Origin of the sequence: Streptococcus infantarius subsp. infantarius ATCC BAA-102 (assembly GCF_000154985.1) — a bacterium.
GTDB lineage: Bacteria > Bacillota > Bacilli > Lactobacillales > Streptococcaceae > Streptococcus > Streptococcus infantarius.
Genome location: NZ_DS572682.1, coordinates 81,631 through 102,100 on the forward strand (window position 1 = coordinate 81,631; position 20,470 = coordinate 102,100).

The following is a 20,470-nucleotide window of genomic DNA, read 5'->3' on the forward strand; positions in this document are numbered from 1 at the left end:
GATTTTTGTAAGCGCTATAATCAACCTAACTTAAAGATTAAGGGGTGATATTTATGATAAAAGTAGCCATTGTTACTGGTGCAGGTCAAGGAATTGGCTTTGCCATTGCAAAACGTCTTCACGCAGATGGATTTAAGATTGGAATCTTGGATTATAATCAAGAAACAGCTGAGAAAGCTGTTCAAGAACTGTCGCCACAAGATGCTTATGCTGTTGTAGCAGATGTTTCTAAACGCGAAGAAGTTGCTAAGGCATTCGTACAAGTTGTTGAGCATTTCGGAGATTTGTCGGTAGTTGTTAATAATGCAGGTGTTGCGCCGACAACGCCCTTAGATACTATCACAGAAGAAGTCTTCGAACGCACTTTTGCCATTAATGTCGGTGGTACTATCTGGGGTGCTCAAGCAGCTTTAGCTGAGTTTAAAAAATTAGGTCATGGCGGTAAAATTATCAATGCTTCTTCACAAGCTGGTGTCGTTGGGAATCCAAATCTAACGATTTATGGTGGTAGCAAATTTGCTATTCGTGGTATCACACAAACCCTAGCACGTGATTTGGCAGATTATGGTATTACAGTAAACGCCTATGCACCAGGTATTGTTAAAACACCGATGATGTTTAATATTGCTCATGAAGTTGGTAAAAATGCTGGTAAAGATGATGAATGGGGCATGCAAACTTTTGCCAAAGATATTACCCTAAAACGTTTATCTGAACCAGAAGATGTGGCTAAGGCTGTTAGCTTCCTAGCAGGACCTGATTCTGATTACATCACTGGACAAACCATTATTGTGGATGGTGGTATGCAATTCCATTAATCCATCTATAAATCAAAAAAGCCAGCAGCTAGCTGACTTAAAAGAATTAGATGACGTGACGTTCAAATGGATCGTCTGAGATACCATCTTTAAGAATAAGTTTTGCCCATTCTTTTGCTGTAAATAGACTGTGGTCTTTGTAGTTACCACAAGACTCGATAGTAGTACCTGGAACGTCATCCCATGATGTTCCAGTAGCGATTTCTTCTAAACTTGATTTGATGACTTTGACAATTTCAGTGGTGTTGTGTTTACCCCACATAATCAAATGGAAACCAGTACGGCAGCCAAATGGTGAACAGTCAATCATTCCGTCGATACGTTCACGGATAAGTTTTGCGAGCAAGTGTTCGATTGTGTGCAATCCAGCAGTTGGAATAGCATTTTCATTTGGTTGAACGAGACGAATATCAAAGTTTGTAATCACATCACCTTTAGGACCAACTTCCTCAGAAATAAGACGGACATAAGGTGCTTTAACAATTGTATGGTCAAGTTCGAAACTTTCTACAGTTACTTCTTTTTTAGACATAATAGACTCCTTTTTTATTCCTCTAATAATCATATCATAAATTTTAGTAAAACGCTTTACAATTTTAAATTGTGAAAAAACTCGATTTATGGTAAACTTGAAAGTAGCTTTCTATAGATGAAATCTAAAATTTTTATTGAGGTAAAAACATGGCAAATATTATTATCTTGGTTGTTTTTGCCCTCATTGGTTTGATAGTTGGTTATGCACTGATTTCCATCAGACTTAAGTCTGCGAAAGAAGCTGCAGAACTCACTCTTTTAAATGCAGAACAGGATGCTGTGAATCTACGTGGCAAGGCTGAATTAGAAGCTGAGCACATTAGAAAATCAGCTGAGCGAGAAACGAAAGCTCATCGCAAAGAATTACTGATCGAAGCAAAAGAAGAGGCTAGAAAATATCGAGAAGAGATTGAAAAAGAATTTAAATCTGAAAGACAAGAGTTAAAACAAATGGAGACTCGTTTGACAGAACGAGCGTCTTCTCTTGATCGCAAGGATGAAAATCTAACCAGCAAAGAAAAAGTGTTGGATAGTAAAGAACAAAGTCTAACCGATAAATCTAGACACATTAATGAGCGTGAAAAACAAATCGGAGAACTCGAAGAACAGAAAAAAGCGGAACTTGAACGTGTAGCTTTGATGACGATTGCAGAAGCGCGTGAAATTATTTTGACGGAAACTGAAACTAATTTGACGCATGAAATTGCCACTCGTATTAAAGATGCTGAACGTGAGGTTCGCGATAAGTCTAACAAGCTCGCTAAAAACATTCTCGCTCAAGCCATGCAACGAATGGCTGGTGAATACGTTACTGAGCAAACCATTACAACCGTTCATCTTCCTGATGATAGCATGAAAGGTCGTATTATTGGTCGTGAAGGACGTAATATCCGTACTCTTGAAAGCTTAACAGGGATTGATGTCATCATTGATGACACTCCTGAAGTGGTCGTTCTTTCAGGCTTTGATCCAATCCGTCGTGAGATTGCTCGCATGACCTTGGAAGCTTTGATTCAAGATGGTCGAATTCACCCAGCACGCATTGAAGAATTGGTTGAAAAGAACCGCTTGGAAATGGATAACCGCATTCGTGAATATGGTGAAGCTGCTGCTTTTGAAATCGGTGCAGTAAACTTGCATCCTGATTTAATTAAAATTATGGGACGTTTGCAATTTAGAACGTCATATGGTCAAAATGTTCTTCGTCACTCAGTTGAAGTTGGTAAGATGGCTGGTATTCTTGCTAGTGAACTTGGCGAAAACGTAATGCTTGCTCGTCGTGCAGGTTTCTTGCACGATATGGGTAAAGCAATTGACCGTGAAGTCGAAGGTAGCCACGTTGAGATTGGTGCAGAATTTGCTCGTAAGTACAAAGAAAACCCAATCGTGGTTAACGCAATTGCAAGTCACCACGGCGATGTAGAACCTGAAAGTGTCATTGCTGTTATCGTGGCAGCAGCCGATGCTCTTAGCTCAGCTCGTCCAGGTGCTCGTAATGAGTCTATGGAAAACTACATCAAACGTCTACGTGATTTGGAAGAAATTGCCAAGAGCTTCGATGGCGTTCAAAACAGCTATGCCTTGCAAGCTGGACGTGAAATTCGTATCATGGTGCAACCAAATAAAATTTCCGATGATGAGGTAACAATCATCGCACACAAAGTTCGTAAAAAAATTGAAAATAACCTTGATTACCCTGGTAATATTAAAGTTACAGTTATTCGTGAACTACGTGCAGTCGATTACGCAAAATAATGAAATAGACAAGAAGAAGTACGTTTTAGATGTGCTTCTTTTTAATGTGAAGGAGCTTGTAAATTCCCTTGAAATATAGCCTTATCTTTGATATACTAGACTGTAGTCTAATTGATAAAAAGCAAGTCTTAACTTGTAGTCTATAATAAGGAGAGTGGCATGACCGAACGTGGTTTGTTAATTGTTTTCTCAGGACCTTCTGGGGTTGGTAAGGGAACAGTTCGCCAAGAAATTTTTTCAACACCTGATCATAAATTTGAGTATTCTGTTTCTATGACAACGCGCCAAAAGCGTCCAGGAGAAGTTGATAGCGTTGATTATTTCTTCCGAACTCGTGAAGAATTTGAAGAGCTTATTAAAAATGGTCAAATGTTGGAATATGCTGAATATGTAGGCAACTACTACGGCACACCACTGACTTACGTTAATGAAACGCTCGATAAAGGAATCGATGTATTCCTTGAAATCGAAGTTCAAGGGGCTCTTCAAGTTAAGAAAAAAGTTCCAGATGGTGTCTTCATTTTCTTGACTCCACCAGATTTGGACGAATTAAAAGATCGTTTGGTCGGTCGTGGTACTGATAGCGAAGAAGTTATCCGCCAACGTATCGAACGTGCTAAAGAAGAGATTGCTTTGATGCGCGAATACGATTATGCTGTTGTTAATGACGAAGTGCCTTTGGCAGCTGAACGCGTTAAACGTATCATTGAAGCAGAACATTTTCGTGTTGATCGTGTTATTGGACGTTACAACGACATGATTAAAGACATTGACTAAAAGAGAGAAGAGAGAAAAAAAGCTATGATGTTAAAACCTTCTATTGACACTTTGCTTGATAAAGTGCCATCAAAATACTCACTTTGCATTCTTCAAGCTAAACGCGCTCACGAACTTGAAGCTGGTGCAAAACCAACTCAAGAATTCAAATCAGTAAAAGCTACTTTGCAAGCTCTTGAAGAAATTGAATCTGGTAACGTTGTTATCCACCCAGATCCAGAAGCAAAACGTGCTGCTGTACATGCTCGTATCGAAGCAGAACGCTTGGCGAAAGAAGAAGAAGAACGTAAAATCAAAGAACAAATCGCTAAAGAAAAAGAAGAAGGAGAAAAAATCTAAGGTATTTTATCTTAGATTTTTCTTGTAATAAATCATTGTGATAAAGTAAACAAGTATTTTAAAAGCTTACTTATCGCGATGATTATTCTTTTTTTCGTTAGGATATTTTTTGAGTTTATTTAGAAAGGATAGTTATGACAAAAATCGCTCAGGTCATTGTTGATGTGCCGTTAATGCAGACCGATAAGCCTTTCTCGTATCTTGTGCCAGAAGACATGCAAATTCAAGTCATGTTAGGTTCACGGGTGTATGTTCCTTTTGGTCGTGGCAATCGTCTTTTGCAAGGCTTTGTTGTCGGCTTTTCTGAAAGCTTAGACAGTGATAGCAGTGAGATTAAGGCTATTTGCGAGGTACTGGATTTTGAACCAGTTTTAAATGAAGAACAGCTTGCTTTAGCAGATCAAATGCGTCATACTATTTTTTCTTATAAGATTTCAATTTTGAAATCAATGATTCCTAATTTGCTCAATTCAACATACGATAAACGCTTGATGCCGACAGAAACGTTGTCTGATGAAGAGCGATTGGCCTTATTTGGCGATAAAGACAGCAGGCTTCACTCAAGCTTATCTGAAGAAGAAGCTAAAAAAGTTGCTAGACTGGTTCAAGCAGGAAAAATTTCAGTTGATTATCTTGCTAAAGATAAGAAAAATATCAAAACTGAGAAATTCTATCAAGTTAATTCTGACCAGTTAGCTCAAGCAGAAATTTCAGCAAGAGCTAAGAAGCGTTTGTTGTTACGTGATTACTTGCTTGAGCATCCTGAAACAGGAAAATTGGCAGATCTGTACCAGCTCTTTTCACGTGATGTTGTCAAATTCTTTGTGGAAAATCATCTGCTAACCATTTTAGAAAAAGAAAAGAAACGTTCGGACGCATACTTCGATGTTGCAACGACAGATTTTCTTGAGTTAAATGTAGAACAAGCTGCTGTGGTTGAAAAGGTAACTAGTCAAATTGGCAAGGAGTCTAAACCTTTCTTGTTAGAAGGCGTGACTGGTTCAGGTAAGACTGAAGTGTATTTGCACATTATTGATAAGGTCTTGAAACTTGGTAAAACAGCGATTGTTTTGGTGCCTGAAATTTCTTTGACGCCTCAGATGACTAATCGCTTTATTTCACGTTTTGGTAAGCAAGTGGCAATTATGCATTCGGCTTTGTCTGATGGTGAAAAATTTGACGAATGGCGAAAGATAAAATCAGGTCAAGCGCGCGTTGTCGTAGGTGCTAGATCTGCTATCTTTGTTCCAATGGAAAATATTGGCGCAATTATCATCGATGAAGAGCATGAGGCAACTTACAAGCAAGAATCGAATCCGCGTTACCATGCGCGCGATGTGGCTTTGCTTCGTGCGAAATATCATAAAGCTGTTTTGTTAATGGGGTCTGCAACGCCAAGCATTGAGAGCCGTGCGCGTGCTAGCCGTAATGTTTATCAGTTCTTACAATTGACTCACCGTGCCAATCCTTTGGCTAAGATTCCAAAAGTTGACATTGTTGATTTTCGTGATTACGTTGGGCAACAGGAAGTCAGCAATTACACGCCTTATCTGCTGGAAAAAATTGCAGATCGATTAGCAAAAAAAGAGCAAGTAGTGCTTATGCTAAATCGTCGCGGCTATTCAAGTTTTGTCATGTGTCGTGATTGTGGCTATGTGGATGAGTGCCCAAATTGTGATATTTCCTTGACCCTTCATATGGATACCAAGACCATGAATTGTCATTACTGTGGTTTTGAAAAAGCCATTCCGCACACTTGTCCAAATTGTCATAGTCGAAGCATCCGATATTACGGAACTGGAACTCAAAAAGCTTATGATGAATTAGCAGAGGTTTTCCCGCAAGCTCGCATCTTGCGAATGGATGTCGATACCACACGACAAAAAGGAGCGCATCAGCGAATTCTTGATAAATTTGGGAATCATGAAGCTGATATTCTACTTGGGACTCAGATGATTGCTAAGGGTCTTGATTTTCCAAATGTTACCTTGGTTGGTGTCTTAAATGCGGATACATCACTAAATTTGCCTGATTTTAGATCTTCTGAGCGAACTTTTCAACTGTTGACTCAGGTTGCAGGGCGTGCTGGACGTGCTGAAAAAGAAGGAGAGGTCTTGATTCAGACCTACAATCCACAGCACTACGCCATCAAGTTAGCCCAAAAGCAAGATTATGAAGCTTTTTACGCTTATGAGATGGGCATTCGTAAGCAATTATCTTACCCACCATATTATTTTACGGTTGGCTTAACCTTGTCACACAAGGATGAGCAGACTGTTGTGCGTAAGTCTTTTGAATTGCTTCAAATTTTGCGTCAACATTTATCTGACAAAATTAAAATTCTCGGTCCAACGCCTAAGCCGATTGCCAGAACGCACAATCTTTATCATTATCAAATCATTATCAAATATCGCTTTGAGGACCACTTAGAAAGTGTCTTGAATCAGATTTTAGACATGACTCAATTACCTGAAAATAAGGATTTGCGACTGGTAATAGACCATGAGCCACAAAATTTTATGTAGGCTCTCACTATGCTATAATAAAGAAAAATTTAAGTAATAAAATCCTTTGAGAGGAAGAAAAATGACAAAATTAATTTTTATGGGAACACCTGATTTTGCAGCGACTGTTCTAGAAGGTTTACTAGATGATGCCAACTACGATGTTTTAGCTGTTGTGACGCAACCAGACCGCGCGGTTGGTCGTAAAAAAGAAATCAAAATGACACCTGTTAAAGAAGTTGCTTTGGCACACAATTTGCCAGTTTATCAACCTGAAAAAATGTCTGGTTCAGATGAAATGGCTAAGCTTATGACTTTAGGGGCAGATGGTATTGTAACAGCTGCTTTTGGTCAATTCTTACCAACAAAATTGCTTGATTCTGTTGATTTTGCAGTTAATGTGCATGCCTCACTGCTTCCTAAATACCGTGGTGGTGCACCAATTCACTACGCTATCATCAACGGTGACAAAGAAGCAGGTGTGACAATCATGGAAATGGTTAAGAAAATGGATGCTGGAGACATGATTGCTAAAGCATCAACACCAATTACTGACGAAGATAACGTTGGGACAATGTTTGAAAAATTAGCCGTTATTGGACGTGATTTACTTTTGAAAACATTACCAGATTACATTGCTGGCAATATCAAACCAGAACTACAAGATGAAAGCAAAGCAACTTTCTCACCAAATATCACATCAGAAGAAGAACGCATTGACTGGAATAAATCAGCGCGTGAGGTCTTTAACCACATCCGTGGTTTGTATCCATGGCCTGTTGCTCACACACTTCTTGATGGCAAACGATTCAAAATCTATGAAGCAAGCTTGGCAGAAGGTCAAGGACAACCAGGTCAAATCATTGAAAAAGGCAAGAAAACTTTGGTTGTGGCAACTGGAGACGGTGCGATTTCTCTTAAAACAGTTCAACCAGCAGGGAAACCACGCATGAGCATTGTGGATTTCTTAAATGGTGTTGGACGTAAACTTGAAGTAGGTGACCTTATTGGCGAATGATTGGAAGAAACAAGCACGTGGCTTAGCGCTAGTCGTTCTTGAAAATGTCTTTGAAGAAGGAGCGTATTCAAATATTGCTCTCAATCAGGAACTTAAACAGACTCAGTTGTCACAAAAAGATAAGTCTTTAGTGACAGAAATCGTCTATGGTACAGTGGCACGAAAGATTACCCTAGAATGGTATTTAGCTCATTATATTGAAGACCGTGACAAATTGGATCCTTGGGTTTATTATCTTTTGATGCTGAGCCTTTATCAATTATTGTATCTTGACAAGATGCCAGCTCATGCTGTAGTAAATGACGCGGTTAATATTGCTAAAAATCGTGGCAATAAAAAAGGTGCTGAAAAATTTGTCAATGCGGTTTTGCGACGTTTGACTAAAGATGACCTCCCAAATCCTGAAAGCATTAAACGTAAAAATAAACGTTACTCAGTTCTTTATTCTTTACCAGTCTGGTTGGTTAAAAAACTGATTGACCAATTTGGTGAAGACCGTGCAGAAGCCATTATGCAAAGCTTATTTGTTCGAAATAAAGCAAGCATTCGAGTGACAAATCCTGAAAAATTGGCTGAGATTAAAGCTGCAACAGGCGCAGAACAATCTACTTTATCTCCAGTTGGTTTGGTTAAAACATCAGGTCACTTTGCTGGAACAGACTATTTTGCCCAAGGTGATATCACGATTCAAGATGAATCTAGTCAATTGGTGGCCCCAACGCTTAATATTCAGGGTGATGAAAATATCTTAGATGCTTGCGCAGCTCCAGGTGGAAAGACCACTCATATGGCTTCTTATCTGACAAGTGGTCATATCACAGCATTAGATTTATACGATCACAAGCTTGATTTGGTAATGGATAATGCCAAACGACTACATGTGGCTGATAAAATTTCTACACAAAAAATGGATGCCACAACAGTTCACGAACATTTTGCACCAGATACTTTTGATAAAATCTTAGTTGATGCACCATGTTCAGGAATTGGTCTTATCCGCCGTAAACCTGACATTAAGTACAATAAAGAAAATCAAGATTTCACGGCTTTACAGGAAATTCAATTGCAAATTCTTGATAGCGTTTGTCAAACATTGCGCAAAGGTGGTATAATAACTTATAGCACTTGTACGATTTTTGATAAGGAAAACTTCCAAGTTATTAATAAATTTTTAGAAACTCATCCAAATTTCGAACAGGTAAAACTGAGTCATACGCAAGAAGATATTGTAAGAGATGGCTGTATTGCTATTACACCTGAACAATATCAGACAGACGGGTTCTTTATTGGACAAGTTAAACGTATCTTGTAATCTCAAGGAGGAAACTGACACAGTCAGAAGGAAAACTATGAAAATTTCACTTGTAACTGATATCGGACAAAGACGTTCAAATAATCAGGATTTTATTAATAAATTTGATAACAAAAAAGGTATCACTTTAGTCATCCTAGCAGATGGTATGGGAGGTCATCGTGCTGGTAATATTGCTAGTGAAATGACCGTCACTGATCTTGGACGTGAATGGATTAGTACCGATTTTACTGAATTAAGCCAAATTCGTGATTGGCTGATTACTGCGCTAGAAGCAGAAAATCAAAGAATTTATGAACTGGGTCAAACTGATGAGTACAAAGGTATGGGAACAACCGTTGAGGCTTTAGCGATTGTTGATAACAATGTTATCTTTGCTCACGTTGGTGATTCACGCATTGGATTGCTCCATAATGGTGAATATAAATTGCTAACTAGTGACCACTCTCTCGTTAACGAATTGGTGAAAGCTGGTCAATTGACAGAAGAAGAAGCTGCAAATCACCCACAAAAAAATATCATTACACAATCTATTGGACAAGCTAATCCAGTTGAACCTGATTTAGGGGTTCAAGTTCTTGAAGAAGACGATTATCTTATCATTAACAGTGATGGTTTAACAAACATGATTACCAATGACGAAATTGTTAGCATTTTGAGCCAAGATAAAAATCTTGACGATAAAAATAATGAGTTAGTCACTCTTGCTAACGAACGTGGAGGTCTTGATAATATCACCATTGCTCTTATCCACGCCGAAAGTGAGGAAGCTTAATGATTCAGATTGGCAAATTATTTGCTGGTCGTTATCGGATCCTCAAATCTATCGGACGGGGTGGAATGGCAGATGTTTATCTTGCCAAAGATTTGATTCTTGATAATGAAGAAGTGGCAATCAAGGTCCTTCGGACGAATTATCAAACAGATCAAATTGCCGTTGCTCGTTTCCAACGTGAAGCGCGTGCCATGGCAGAGCTGAACCATCCAAATATTGTTTCGATTCGTGATATTGGAGAAGAAGACGGACAGCAATTCTTAGTAATGGAATATGTTGATGGCTCGGACTTGAAGAAATACATTCAAGACCATGCCCCTCTTTCTAATAATGAAGTTGTTAGAATCATGGAAGAAGTCTTGTCTGCGATGACTTTGGCTCATCAACAAGGAATTGTTCACCGTGATTTGAAACCACAAAATATCTTGTTAACCAAAGACGGAACGGTTAAAGTTACCGACTTTGGTATCGCTGTAGCTTTTGCAGAAACAAGTTTAACACAGACAAACTCAATGCTTGGTAGTGTACACTATTTATCACCTGAACAAGCGCGTGGATCAAAAGCCACTGTTCAAAGTGATATCTACGCTATGGGGATTATGTTGTTTGAAATGTTGACTGGTCACATCCCATATGATGGTGATTCAGCTGTTACAATTGCTCTTCAACATTTCCAAAAACCACTTCCATCAATCATTGATGAAAATAAAAATGTTCCACAAGCTTTGGAAAATGTTGTCATTAAAGCAACTGCAAAACGTCTGAGTGATCGCTACGCCTCAACTTTTGAGATGAGCCGTGATTTAATGACTGCTCTTTCATATAACCGCAGTCGTGAACGCAAACTTGTCTTTGAAGATACAGAAAATACGAAGACACTTCCAAAAGTAACAACTTCAACACCTGTTCCCTCAACTAAAGAACAATTGTTGAAAAAACAAAAAGCGGCTAAAGTTAATCGTGAAGCTGCGGATAATAAAATTGCAAAAGCGAAAACGAAGAAGAAAAAATCACATCGTATGTTTGGTACTTTAGTGAAAATTTTCTTTGCGGTCGTAGTAGTTGCAATTGCTATCTTTACTTACTTGACGCTAAGCACACCAGCTTCAGTCAACGTTCCAAATGTAGCTGGAACAAGTTTACAAGCTGCTAAGACAAGTCTTACATCAGCAGGGCTTAAAGTTGGAAAGACCAGGAAAATTTATAGTGACACTGTTCCAAGTGGTCAGGTTATTGAGACTAATCCGAAAGCTGGCACATCTAAGAAAGAAGGTGCCAAAGTTGATATTTATGTATCAAAAGGAACTTCAGGCTTCAAGATGAAAGATTATACTGGTCAAAACTATCAGGAAGTTATCAAAGAACTCAAAGATAAGCACGGTATTTCAAGTGATAAGATTGATGTTGAATGGATAACAGGTACTAACTATGACGGTGGTACTATCATTAGTCAAACACCTGAAAAAGGTACAAAAGTAGTTAGTGAAGATAAGATTACTTTCAAGGTTGCAGCTTATGTGATGCCGAACTTAATTGGTTATACTTATCAAGATGCAATTGCTGAATTGACTGCACTTGGCTTATCAAGCTCACATATTACAGTATTCCAAGCTGATGCTACTTCATCAACTGGATACTCTCAAGTCAAAACACCATCTGCTTCTGCAGTTGTTGTGGAACAATATCCTTATTTCGGTGCAGCTATTGAAGGAAATGTGAAACTTTTCTTCTCAGCTGGAAGTGAATCTCAGTCTTCAGAAGTCGCACCATCTCAATCTGTTCCTGAGTCATCTGAGACAAGTGAAACTAGTGAGTCAAGTTCTTCAAGTAGCAGCAGTAGCAGCACTGAAGAAAGTTCACAAACCGACTCATCATCAGTTGAACAATAAGATATTATAAGAACACCTAAATAGGTGTTCTTTTTTAGTCAAAATCGAGCAATTTCCGCTTCTTTTTGGTAAAATACAGAAAAAGAAAGGGTATGATATGAGGAAAGTTCAATTTTTTGTCATTGTCGAAACTATTTTATTAGTCATGGGCTTAATGACAATTATGGCCAACAATTTATCGAGTTTTATCTTAATTTTAGTTTTAATTCTTTTGGCATTACGTTTTTATAATCAAGACAAGCGCAATAATTTATTGTTAACAGTAGGATTGGTTCTTTTATTTTTGATTTTAATGTTAAATCCTTACATTATCATGGCAGTTGTACTTGGTGTTGTTTATGTAGTTATTAACCGCTTTTCACAAGTCAAGAAAAAAAATCGCTTTGCTTTGGTTCGTTTTCGTGAGGAAGACTTGAAAGTAAAACCAATTCGTAATCAATGGATTGGGGCGGATATGCATGACAGTGATTTTTATGCTTTTGATGACATCAACATAGTTCGTTTAACAGGAAGTGATACTATTGATTTAAGCAGTGTCATCGTAACGGGTAAGGATAATGTTGTGATTATTCGTAAAGTTTTCGGTCCAACGAAGATTTTAGTTCCTATTGATGTTGCGGTTAAATTGAATGTTAGTGCAATTTATGGCAGTGTTCGTTATTTTGATTTTGAAGAATATGATTTGCGTAATGAATCTTTGAAATTATGGTATCCTAAAGATGAAGAATGTTTGAAAGCTGTTAAGGTGATTGTTAATGTTTTAGCAGGAGATGTTGAGGTGGTGCGTAAATGAAAAAACATCATTTTTTACTTTTGATTCTTTATGCAAGTATTATCATCATTTCTATCGTTGTTATTGTCCTAGATAGTTTAGAGTTACATTTGAAAAGTTTGATAACAGATTTTTGGATGGGAGAACGTTTTGTTTTTTCAATTGTCTTTCTTATCTTAGCTGTTACTATTTTGTTATTACTACTTTGGGTTATTTTGGATGATAATAGCAAACGAAGTATTAACCAAAATCTCCGTCGTATTTTGAATAATCAAGAGGTATCTCTTGATGAAGATACAGAAATCAACACGAATTTGTCACGTTTGTCTAAAAAGATGACACACTTAACAAATAGTCTTCAAAATACTGAGAATAGTCGTATTCAAAATGGACAAGAAATCGTAGAACAAGAGCGTAAACGCATCGCACGTGATTTACATGATACGGTTAGCCAAGAACTTTTTGCTTCTTCAATGATTCTTTCAGGGGTATCTGCTAATCTTGATCAGATTGAAAGAGAGCAACTAAAATTCCAGTTGACTGCTGTTGAAAGCATGCTGCAAAATGCTCAAAAAGACTTGCGTATTTTACTCCTACATTTACGACCTACTGAATTAGAAAATAAAACCCTTTCAGAAGGTTTTGATATCCTCTTGAAAGAATTAACAGATAAGAGTAGTATAGAAGTTATTTATAAGAAAAATATTGGAAAACTACCTAAAAAGATTGAGGATAATGTTTTTCGTATTGCTCAAGAGTTTATTAGTAACACACTCAAACATGCTAAAGCGACACGTTTGGAAGTTTACCTTAATCAGACAGAGACAGAATTGCAATTAAAAATGGTTGATAATGGTGTCGGTTTTGATATGGATGAACGTCATGATTTAAGTTATGGCTTGAATAATATTGAAGAACGTGTTGATGACATGGCTGGGACAATGACATTATTGAGCCAAAAAGGAAAAGGAGTATCAATGGATATTCGTTTGCCGTTGGTTAAGGGAGAAAACAAGGAGAAAGAAGATGACCCAGAAAATTAGAGTTATCCTAGTTGATGACCACGAAATGGTACGTCTTGGTTTGAAAAGTTTTTTTAACTTGCAACCTGACGTTGAAGTTGTTGGCGAAGCAGGCAATGGCATTGAAGGGATAAAACTTGCTTTAGAGTTAAAACCAGATGTGGTAGTAATGGATTTGGTAATGCCTGAAATGAGTGGCGTTGAAGCGACCTTAAAACTCTTAAAAGAGTGGAAAGAAGCTAAAATCCTTGTTCTGACATCTTATCTTGATAATGAAAAAATCTACCCAGTTATTGAAGCAGGTGCTAAAGGTTATATGTTAAAAACATCTAGTGCCGCTGAAATTCTTAACGCCATTCAGAAAGTAGCGCGTGGTGAACTAGCAATCGAAACAGAAGTTGATAAGAAAATCAAAGCCCACGATCAGAAACCAGAATTGCATGAAGATTTGACAGCGCGTGAACGAGATATTTTAAGACTTCTTGCTAAAGGTTATGACAATCAGACCATTGCTGATGAATTGTTTATTTCACTAAAAACAGTTAAAACCCACGTGTCAAACATCTTAGCTAAGCTAGAAGTAGATGACCGCACACAAGCAGTTGTCTATGCCTTTAAGCATCATTTAGTACCGCAAGATGAGGATTAATGTTATAATAAAAACATAGCTTTTCTTTGATTTCAAAGTTAGAAAGGAAAAAGGGACAAAAGTCTAAGGACTTTTATGGAAAATGAGATTTTAGTGACCATTTCCTTTCCCATAATGATACAGATGGATGTAAAAACAAAATACAAGGCTAAAAAAACGAAGATTGTTTTCTTTGATATTGATGATACCTTACGTGTCAAAGTCACAGGTTATATGCCAGAATCAATCAAGTATGTTTTTAAAAGCTTGAAAGAAAAAGGAATTATGACAGGGATTGCTACGGGACGCGCTCTCTATGGTATTGTTCCTGAAATCCGTGATTTAAGCCCTGATTATTTTGTCACAATCAATGGAACATATGTTGTTGACAAAAAAGAAGCAGAGATTGTTAGTGATCCTCTTCCACGTGATTTAGTTGAAAAATACGTCAACTGGGCTAAGTCAGAAGGCATTGAGTACGGCTTTACTGGTAAGGATAAACCAGTCGTGTCAAAACGCTGTGACTTAATTGATGATGCTATGAAACCTATTTATGGTATTTGTGATGTTGAGTCAGATTTTTATTTAACAAATGACGTTTATCAAATGTGGACATTTGCTGAAAATAATGCTGACTTGCAATTGCCAGAAGACTTAGCTAGTGAGATTCGTTTGGTACCTTGGCATGAACACTCATCTGATGTTGTTAAGGTTGGCGTTTCTAAAGCTTCAGGGGTTGCCCACGTTTTAGAAAGTCAAAACTTAAAACCACTCAATGCCATGATGTTTGGCGATGGACCAAATGATATGGAAATCTTTGATTATGTTGGCTTGAAAATTGCCATGGGGAATGCAGTACCTGAACTCAAAGAAAAAGCAGACTTTGTAACAAAAACAGTAGAAGAAGATGGCATTTTATATGCTTTGGAGGCACTCGGTTTGGTAGAAAAACAATTAAATTTCCCACAAGTTGATTTATCAACAGTTGAAGGTCCAGTTGCGATAATTAAAACAAATCATGGTGACATGAAAATCAAACTTTTCCCTGATCATGCACCAAAAACAGTAGCAAACTTTGTTGCTTTGTCAAAAGATGGCTACTATGACGGTATCATCTTCCACCGTATCATTCCTGAATTCATGATTCAAGGTGGTGACCCAACTGGTACTGGTATGGGGGGACAATCTATCTATGGCGATAGCTTTGAAGATGAATTCTCAGAAGAACTTTACAATGTTCGTGGAGCTCTTTCAATGGCAAATGCTGGTCCAAATACAAACGGAAGCCAGTTCTTTATCGTTCAAAATAGCAAAATTCCATACGCTCAAAAAGAACTAGAACGTGGAGGTTGGCCAAAACCAATCGCAGAACTTTATGCTGCTAAAGGTGGAACACCTCACCTTGACCGTCGTCACACAGTCTTTGGACAAATCATGGACGAAGAATCATACAAAGTTCTTGATGAAATTGCAAACGTTGAAACTGGCGCACAGGACCGACCAGTTGAAGATGTAGTTATTGAAACAATTGAGGTAGTAGATTAATGAGAATTGGCGACAAAATTACTGGAACAATAACAGGTATAAAACCTTATGGTGCCTTTGTCGCATTGGATAATGGGACTACAGGCCTTATTCATATCTCAGAAATTAAAACAGGCTATATTGAAAATATTTACCAACTGCTTAAAGTTGGTGAGAAAGTCTTGGTACAAGTGATTGATTTTGATGAATTTACGCAAAAAGCTAGCCTTTCTTTGCGTACTCTTGAAGAGGAAAAACATCATCTTCACAGACGCCATCGTTTTTCAAATAGTCATTTAAATATTGGTTTTCAACCATTAGCAGATAATCTGCCAAAATGGACAAAAGAAAGCCTAGAATGGCTAACAAAAGATTAAATAAAAAATGCTGAGACGAAGTGCTCAGCATTTTTTATATCATAATTATAAGAAAACAAGGTTAGAGCAGAACTCTAGCCTTGTTTGATTTTAGATAGATTTATTCACCAAAGTCGTAAAGAGAAGTTGAAAGGTAACGTTCGCCGTTGTCAGGAAGAAGGGCTAAGACTTTTTTACCTTTACCAAGTTCTTTGGCTTTTTCAATAGCTGCAAAGATGGCTGCGCCAGAAGAGATACCAGCAAGGAATCCTTCTTTTCCACCAAGGTTACGGCTTGTTACAATAGCATCGTCTGATGTGACGCGAATGACATCATCATAAGATTTAGTATCAAGGGTATCTGGGATAAAGCCAGCTGAAATTCCTTGAATTTTGTGTGGACCAGGTTTTTCACCAGAAAGAACAGCAGATTCATCAGCTTCAACTGCATAGACTTTGATGTCTGGGTTTGCTTTTTTAAGAGCGTGAGAAACACCAGAAACAGTTCCTCCAGTACCAACACCAGCTACGAAAGCGTCAAGGCCTTTTGGACCGAAAGCTTCAATGATTTCAGCTCCTGTTGTTGCTTCATGAACAGCTGGGTTAGATGGATTAGCAAATTGAAGTGGTACCCATCCATTTTTCTCTGCAGCGACTTCTTTGGCTTTAGCGATAGCACCTTTCATTCCTTCGCTTCCTGGTGTCAAAACAAGTTCAGCACCATAAGCTTGGATAATTTTACGACGTTCAAGGCTCATTGTTTCAGGCATTACAATAATGACTTTGTATCCTTTAGCTGCACCAACCCAAGCAAGACCAATACCAGTATTACCTGATGTAGGTTCAACAATTGTATCACCAGGTTTGATTGTACCTGCTTTTTCAGCATCTTCAATCATACGAAGAGCAATGCGGTCTTTAACAGATGAGCCTGGGTTAAATGATTCAATTTTGACGTAAACATCAGCAGCATCTTCAGGAACAATGTTGTTAAGTTTGATGATAGGAGTGTTTCCAATTAATTCAGTAATTGAGTTATAAATTTTTGCCATAAATGATTCTCCTTGAATTAAAATTTATAGGTCAAGTATATGCTCAAATTGACTGTTTGTAAAATATATAATTCTTATCATGGTGATAGGGAAATCTTATCACAAGGCAACTTCGACAATTTTTGAACCAGATTTTTCAAAAGAAACCTTACCTTGATAAAATTCAACAAGACGGTCACTGACCTCTTGGACATTTTCAGGATTAAGGTAGATGTGAGTCGTTACATTTTCTAGAAATTCGGTGTCAAATTCTTGAAGATTTTCAGCTTGTAAGAAGTTGGAGAATATTTGGTATTGTGGGTAAGAAAGGGTGAGTTTTAGCCCGTCTTGTTCCTTAACTTCTACGATACCAATCTCTTTAAGAGCATTAGCAACGCTGCCAGCGTAAGCACGAATTAAGCCACCAGCGCCAAGTTTAATACCACCGAAATAACGTGTGACAACAGCAACAACGTTTGTTAAGCCTTGTTTTTCTAAAACAGTTAGCATGGGAACGCCAGCTGTCCCGCTTGGTTCACCATCATCACTAGAACGCTTAATTTCAGCATTTTCTCCAATAATCATCGCTGAACAAGAATGAGTTGCTTTGTAGTGTTCTTTTTTAATTTGAGCAATAAATTCTCGTCCTTCTTCTTCAGTTTCAACGCGTTTTAATTGGCAAATAAAGCGTGATTTTTTAATCTCTTCCTCGCAAATACCATCGTTTTTAATTGTTTTATAGTTCATATCAAAATTTTACAAGATTTTTTGGGATTTAGCAAAATTTTCGAATAAATAGGTATGACAGAGTTGAATGATTACTATGGAAGAATTTTTACAGAAAGTCAATTAACAGATGACTTGAAAAAGGAAGCAAAAGTCCTTCCTTCGGTTAAAAAGGAAAAAGGTCAAATGATTTGTAATCGCTGTGGAAGTGTAATGGCAGCAAATCAAATGTTGCAAACTGGTCGCATTTATTGTAGAGAGTGTTTAGTTTTTAGGCGAAATACTAGTGATTCTAATCTTTATTATTTCCCTCAGAAGCCTTTTACAAAGACTCAGTCGTTAAATTGGCAAGGAAAACTAACTTCTTATCAAGATGAAGTTTCTAAAGGCATGCTTGCAGGTATTACAGAAAAACAAGATTTATTGATTCACGCTGTGACTGGTGCTGGTAAAACTGAAATGATTTATCAATCTCTAGCTAAAGTTATTGATAATGGTGGAAGTGTCTGCTTAGCGAGTCCACGGATTGATGTTTGTTTAGAACTTTATAAACGATTATCAAGAGATTTTTCTTGTCCAATTACACTTTTACATGGTAATTCTGAGCTGTATAAACGCTCTCAGTTGGTAATTGCAACGACCCATCAGCTTTTAAAATTTTACCGAGCTTTTGATTTATTAATCATCGACGAAGTTGATGCCTTTCCCTTTGTTGATAATAAAATGCTTTATTACGCTGTCAATCAATCGCTAAAAGATGATGGCGTTAAACTCTTTTTAACAGCGACTTCGACTGATGAACTTGATAAAAAGGTGAAAAAAGGAGAGTTGACAAAGCTGCATTTGGCAAGACGTTTTCATGCCAATCCTTTGGTAGTCCCCAAAATGGTTTGGTTAAGCAAAGTGCTAATTTCAATGAAAAAGAAAAAATTTCCTCCTAAACTAATCTCTCTTTTAAAAAAACAAAGGCAAAGCCAGTTTCCACTTCTCATATTTTTCCCAAATATTGAACAAGGTAGAGAATTTACAAGTATCTTTCAAACCACTTTTCCAGATGAAAGGATAGGATTTGTATCAAGTAAAACTGAAAATCGTTTGGAATTGGTAGAAGAATTTAGACAAGGAAAATTAACCATACTAGTGACGACAACCATTCTAGAACGTGGGGTAACCTTTCCTTGTGTCGATGTTTTTGTTCTACTTGCAAATCATAAATTGTACAGCAAAAGTGCACTTGTTCAGATTTCTGGTCGAGTTGGACGAGCAGCCGAGAGACCGACAGGAGAGCTATTGTTCTTGCATGATGGCGTAACAAAAGCTATGAAAAAAGCTATTTCTGAAATAAAAGAAATGAATCATAAAGGAGGTTTTTAATGATATGTTTGCTTTGCGGACAAGAATTTTCTGAGAAGGAAACTTTTCTAGGAATTATTACAATGCGCAAAAGCCGTTACTTGATTTGCAAAGAGTGTCAGGAAAACTTTGAAAAAATTGGTGATGACCACTGTCCAACGTGCTACCGAAAAGGCAGTAAAGAGCAGTGTGATGATTGCAAGAAGTGGGCAAAAGAAAATCATAAAGTTTCGCACCAAGCACTGTATACTTACAATGAAGCCACGAAAGAGTATTTTTCAAAGTACAAATTTCAAGGAGATGCTATGCTAAGCCATGTTTTTGCAAAAGAAGTCAAACAAGTTTTGAAGAATTATAAAGGCTATACTATTATTCCAGTACCCTTAAGCAAAGAAAGGATGAAAGAAAGACAATTCAATCAAGTTACAGCCATTCTAAATGCTGCCAAAATTCCCTATCATGATATTTTAGAGAAGAAAGATATTAAAAAGCAATCTGAAAAAAGTAGAAAAGAAAGACTGACAAGTGATTGTCCTTTTAGGATTAAATCAGATATTCAGATACCAGATAAAGTATTAATTCTTGATGATATTTACACAACGGGAGCAACTTTAAAAGGAATTTGTCACTTATTTTTTGAAAAAGGAGCAAAGATTGTAAAAAGTTTAACAATTGTACGGTAAATGCTTGCAAATTTTCATGAAAGCAGTATAATAAAAGAGTAAAGAAAGCGCTTTATAGCGAGAAAGAGGTGTTTTTATGATTAAATATAGTGTTCGTGGAGAAAACATAGAAGTAACAGATGCTATCCGTAACTATGTCGAATCTAAACTCGGAAAAATTGAAAAATACTTCAATGCTGAACAAGAATTAGATGCTCGTGTTAATCTAAAAGTCTACCGTGAAAAAACTGCAAAAGTTGAAGTAACAATTTTGGTTAATTCAATCACTCTTAGAGCTGAAGACGTTTCACAAGATATGTATGGATCAATCGATTTGGTAACTGACAAGATTGAACGTCAAATTCGTAAAAATAAGACTAAAATTGCTAAAAAACATCGTGAAAAAGTTCCAGCTAGCCAAATTTTCACAAGTGAGTTTGAAGCTGAACCTGTAGACGAAGGACCAGCAGTAAACGTCGTTCGTACAAAACACGTTAGCTTGAAACCGATGGATCTTGACGAAGCGCTTCTTCAAATGGACCTTTTGGGACATGATTTCTTTATCTACACAGATGCTGAAGATGGTGTAACAAACATTCTTTATCGTCGTGAAGATGGTGAACTTGGTTTAATCGAAGCCAAATAACCCGTAGAAAAATCTGCTAAAAAAATTAGC

Annotated in this window: 20 protein-coding genes; 17 read left to right on the top strand and 3 right to left on the bottom strand. The window is 37.3% G+C overall.

All coding sequences use genetic code 11. The annotated features are described in order from the left end of the window. Positions 1 to 53: 53 nt before the first annotated feature. A complete protein-coding gene (locus STRINF_RS01085) occupies positions 54 to 818 on the top strand; it encodes a (S)-acetoin forming diacetyl reductase (RefSeq protein WP_006531165.1) in 765 nt (254 codons plus the stop codon). 46 nt (positions 819 to 864) lie between these two features. Here the strand turns inward: STRINF_RS01085 and STRINF_RS01090 are convergent, their stop codons facing one another. Then, complete coding sequence (locus STRINF_RS01090; protein ID WP_043878263.1) at positions 865 to 1,350, bottom strand: S-ribosylhomocysteine lyase; 486 nt, start codon at positions 1,348 to 1,350, stop codon at positions 865 to 867. 149 nt (positions 1,351 to 1,499) lie between these two features. On the opposite strand from STRINF_RS01090, the gene STRINF_RS01095 reads away from it, so the two are divergent. From STRINF_RS01095 to STRINF_RS01155, 13 genes are all read left to right on the top strand, one after another. Beyond that, a complete protein-coding gene (locus tag STRINF_RS01095) occupies positions 1,500 to 3,107 on the top strand; it encodes a ribonuclease Y (RefSeq protein ID WP_006531167.1) in 1,608 nt (535 codons plus the stop codon). A gap of 159 nt (positions 3,108 to 3,266) precedes the next feature. Continuing rightward, a complete protein-coding gene (gene gmk / locus STRINF_RS01100) occupies positions 3,267 to 3,884 on the top strand; it encodes a guanylate kinase (protein WP_006531168.1) in 618 nt (205 codons plus the stop codon). Between the two features lie 24 nt (positions 3,885 to 3,908). Next, a complete protein-coding gene (rpoZ, locus tag STRINF_RS01105) occupies positions 3,909 to 4,223 on the top strand; it encodes a DNA-directed RNA polymerase subunit omega (RefSeq protein ID WP_014334364.1) in 315 nt (104 codons plus the stop codon). A gap of 134 nt (positions 4,224 to 4,357) precedes the next feature. Further along, positions 4,358 to 6,748, top strand: coding sequence for a primosomal protein N' (locus STRINF_RS01110; protein WP_006531170.1), 2,391 nt, complete (start codon positions 4,358 to 4,360; stop codon positions 6,746 to 6,748). A gap of 61 nt (positions 6,749 to 6,809) precedes the next feature. Then, on the top strand, positions 6,810 to 7,745 hold the full coding sequence (fmt, locus tag STRINF_RS01115) for a methionyl-tRNA formyltransferase (protein ID WP_006531171.1): 936 nt from the start codon (positions 6,810 to 6,812) through the stop codon (positions 7,743 to 7,745). Further along, entirely contained in the window at positions 7,735 to 9,057 is a 1,323-nt protein-coding gene (gene rsmB, locus STRINF_RS01120; protein ID WP_006531172.1) for a 16S rRNA (cytosine(967)-C(5))-methyltransferase RsmB, read from the top strand. Before fmt ends, rsmB begins: the two co-directional genes overlap by 11 nt. A gap of 37 nt (positions 9,058 to 9,094) precedes the next feature. Further along, a complete protein-coding gene (locus STRINF_RS01125; RefSeq protein ID WP_043878264.1) occupies positions 9,095 to 9,832 on the top strand; it encodes a Stp1/IreP family PP2C-type Ser/Thr phosphatase in 738 nt (245 codons plus the stop codon). Continuing rightward, a complete protein-coding gene (gene pknB, locus STRINF_RS01130; protein ID WP_006531174.1) occupies positions 9,832 to 11,721 on the top strand; it encodes a Stk1 family PASTA domain-containing Ser/Thr kinase in 1,890 nt (629 codons plus the stop codon). The genes STRINF_RS01125 and pknB overlap by 1 nt, the downstream gene beginning before the upstream one ends. 97 nt (positions 11,722 to 11,818) lie before the next feature. Continuing rightward, positions 11,819 to 12,514, top strand: coding sequence for a cell wall-active antibiotics response protein LiaF (gene liaF / locus STRINF_RS01135; RefSeq protein ID WP_006531175.1), 696 nt, complete (start codon positions 11,819 to 11,821; stop codon positions 12,512 to 12,514). Then, positions 12,511 to 13,536, top strand: a complete 1,026-nt coding sequence (locus STRINF_RS01140) for an envelope stress sensor histidine kinase LiaS (protein WP_006531176.1) — start codon at positions 12,511 to 12,513, stop codon at positions 13,534 to 13,536. The genes liaF and STRINF_RS01140 overlap by 4 nt, the downstream gene beginning before the upstream one ends. Beyond that, positions 13,520 to 14,164, top strand: a complete 645-nt coding sequence (locus STRINF_RS01145; protein ID WP_006531177.1) for a response regulator transcription factor — start codon at positions 13,520 to 13,522, stop codon at positions 14,162 to 14,164. Before STRINF_RS01140 ends, STRINF_RS01145 begins: the two co-directional genes overlap by 17 nt. 123 nt (positions 14,165 to 14,287) lie before the next feature. Further along, complete coding sequence (locus STRINF_RS01150) at positions 14,288 to 15,688, top strand: Cof-type HAD-IIB family hydrolase (RefSeq protein ID WP_081442254.1); 1,401 nt, start codon at positions 14,288 to 14,290, stop codon at positions 15,686 to 15,688. Beyond that, positions 15,688 to 16,044: a S1 RNA-binding domain-containing protein gene (locus STRINF_RS01155; RefSeq protein ID WP_006531179.1), complete on the top strand. Its 357-nt coding sequence runs from the start codon at positions 15,688 to 15,690 to the stop codon at positions 16,042 to 16,044. Before STRINF_RS01150 ends, STRINF_RS01155 begins: the two co-directional genes overlap by 1 nt. Positions 16,045 to 16,144: 100 nt before the next feature. On the opposite strand, the gene cysK is transcribed toward STRINF_RS01155, so the two are convergent. Together cysK and STRINF_RS01165 are read right to left on the bottom strand one after the other, a co-directional pair. Beyond that, complete coding sequence (gene cysK / locus STRINF_RS01160) at positions 16,145 to 17,074, bottom strand: cysteine synthase A (protein ID WP_006531180.1); 930 nt, start codon at positions 17,072 to 17,074, stop codon at positions 16,145 to 16,147. Positions 17,075 to 17,173: 99 nt separating this feature from the next. After that, positions 17,174 to 17,800: a YigZ family protein gene (locus STRINF_RS01165; RefSeq protein ID WP_006531181.1), complete on the bottom strand. Its 627-nt coding sequence runs from the start codon at positions 17,798 to 17,800 to the stop codon at positions 17,174 to 17,176. A 54-nt stretch (positions 17,801 to 17,854) separates the two neighbouring features. On the opposite strand from STRINF_RS01165, the gene STRINF_RS01170 reads away from it, so the two are divergent. From STRINF_RS01170 to hpf, 3 genes are all read left to right on the top strand, one after another. Continuing rightward, entirely contained in the window at positions 17,855 to 19,153 is a 1,299-nt protein-coding gene (locus tag STRINF_RS01170) for a DEAD/DEAH box helicase (RefSeq protein WP_006531182.1), read from the top strand. Continuing rightward, positions 19,153 to 19,815 carry a ComF family protein gene (locus tag STRINF_RS01175; protein ID WP_006531183.1) on the top strand — a complete coding sequence of 221 codons (663 nt, stop codon included), beginning with the start codon at positions 19,153 to 19,155 and terminating at the stop codon, positions 19,813 to 19,815. The genes STRINF_RS01170 and STRINF_RS01175 overlap by 1 nt, the downstream gene beginning before the upstream one ends. Positions 19,816 to 19,891: 76 nt before the next feature. Then, positions 19,892 to 20,440: a ribosome hibernation-promoting factor, HPF/YfiA family gene (gene hpf / locus STRINF_RS01180; RefSeq protein WP_006531184.1), complete on the top strand. Its 549-nt coding sequence runs from the start codon at positions 19,892 to 19,894 to the stop codon at positions 20,438 to 20,440. Positions 20,441 to 20,470: the final 30 nt, after the last annotated feature.

Coding starts and splice junctions, on each gene's coding strand:
- STRINF_RS01155 (WP_006531179.1), top strand. CDS start 15,688: ATGAGAATTGGCGACAAAATTACTGGAACAATAACAGGTATAAAACCT.
- STRINF_RS01090 (WP_043878263.1), bottom strand. CDS start 1,350: ATGTCTAAAAAAGAAGTAACTGTAGAAAGTTTCGAACTTGACCATACA.
- liaF (WP_006531175.1), top strand. CDS start 11,819: ATGAGGAAAGTTCAATTTTTTGTCATTGTCGAAACTATTTTATTAGTC.
- fmt (WP_006531171.1), top strand. CDS start 6,810: ATGACAAAATTAATTTTTATGGGAACACCTGATTTTGCAGCGACTGTT.
- STRINF_RS01150 (WP_081442254.1), top strand. CDS start 14,288: ATGGATGTAAAAACAAAATACAAGGCTAAAAAAACGAAGATTGTTTTC.
- pknB (WP_006531174.1), top strand. CDS start 9,832: ATGATTCAGATTGGCAAATTATTTGCTGGTCGTTATCGGATCCTCAAA.
- rpoZ (WP_014334364.1), top strand. CDS start 3,909: ATGATGTTAAAACCTTCTATTGACACTTTGCTTGATAAAGTGCCATCA.
- STRINF_RS01110 (WP_006531170.1), top strand. CDS start 4,358: ATGACAAAAATCGCTCAGGTCATTGTTGATGTGCCGTTAATGCAGACC.
- STRINF_RS01145 (WP_006531177.1), top strand. CDS start 13,520: ATGACCCAGAAAATTAGAGTTATCCTAGTTGATGACCACGAAATGGTA.
- STRINF_RS01175 (WP_006531183.1), top strand. CDS start 19,153: ATGATATGTTTGCTTTGCGGACAAGAATTTTCTGAGAAGGAAACTTTT.
- STRINF_RS01170 (WP_006531182.1), top strand. CDS start 17,855: ATGACAGAGTTGAATGATTACTATGGAAGAATTTTTACAGAAAGTCAA.
- STRINF_RS01085 (WP_006531165.1), top strand. CDS start 54: ATGATAAAAGTAGCCATTGTTACTGGTGCAGGTCAAGGAATTGGCTTT.
- STRINF_RS01125 (WP_043878264.1), top strand. CDS start 9,095: ATGAAAATTTCACTTGTAACTGATATCGGACAAAGACGTTCAAATAAT.
- hpf (WP_006531184.1), top strand. CDS start 19,892: ATGATTAAATATAGTGTTCGTGGAGAAAACATAGAAGTAACAGATGCT.
- cysK (WP_006531180.1), bottom strand. CDS start 17,074: ATGGCAAAAATTTATAACTCAATTACTGAATTAATTGGAAACACTCCT.
- gmk (WP_006531168.1), top strand. CDS start 3,267: ATGACCGAACGTGGTTTGTTAATTGTTTTCTCAGGACCTTCTGGGGTT.
- STRINF_RS01140 (WP_006531176.1), top strand. CDS start 12,511: ATGAAAAAACATCATTTTTTACTTTTGATTCTTTATGCAAGTATTATC.
- STRINF_RS01165 (WP_006531181.1), bottom strand. CDS start 17,800: ATGAACTATAAAACAATTAAAAACGATGGTATTTGCGAGGAAGAGATT.
- STRINF_RS01095 (WP_006531167.1), top strand. CDS start 1,500: ATGGCAAATATTATTATCTTGGTTGTTTTTGCCCTCATTGGTTTGATA.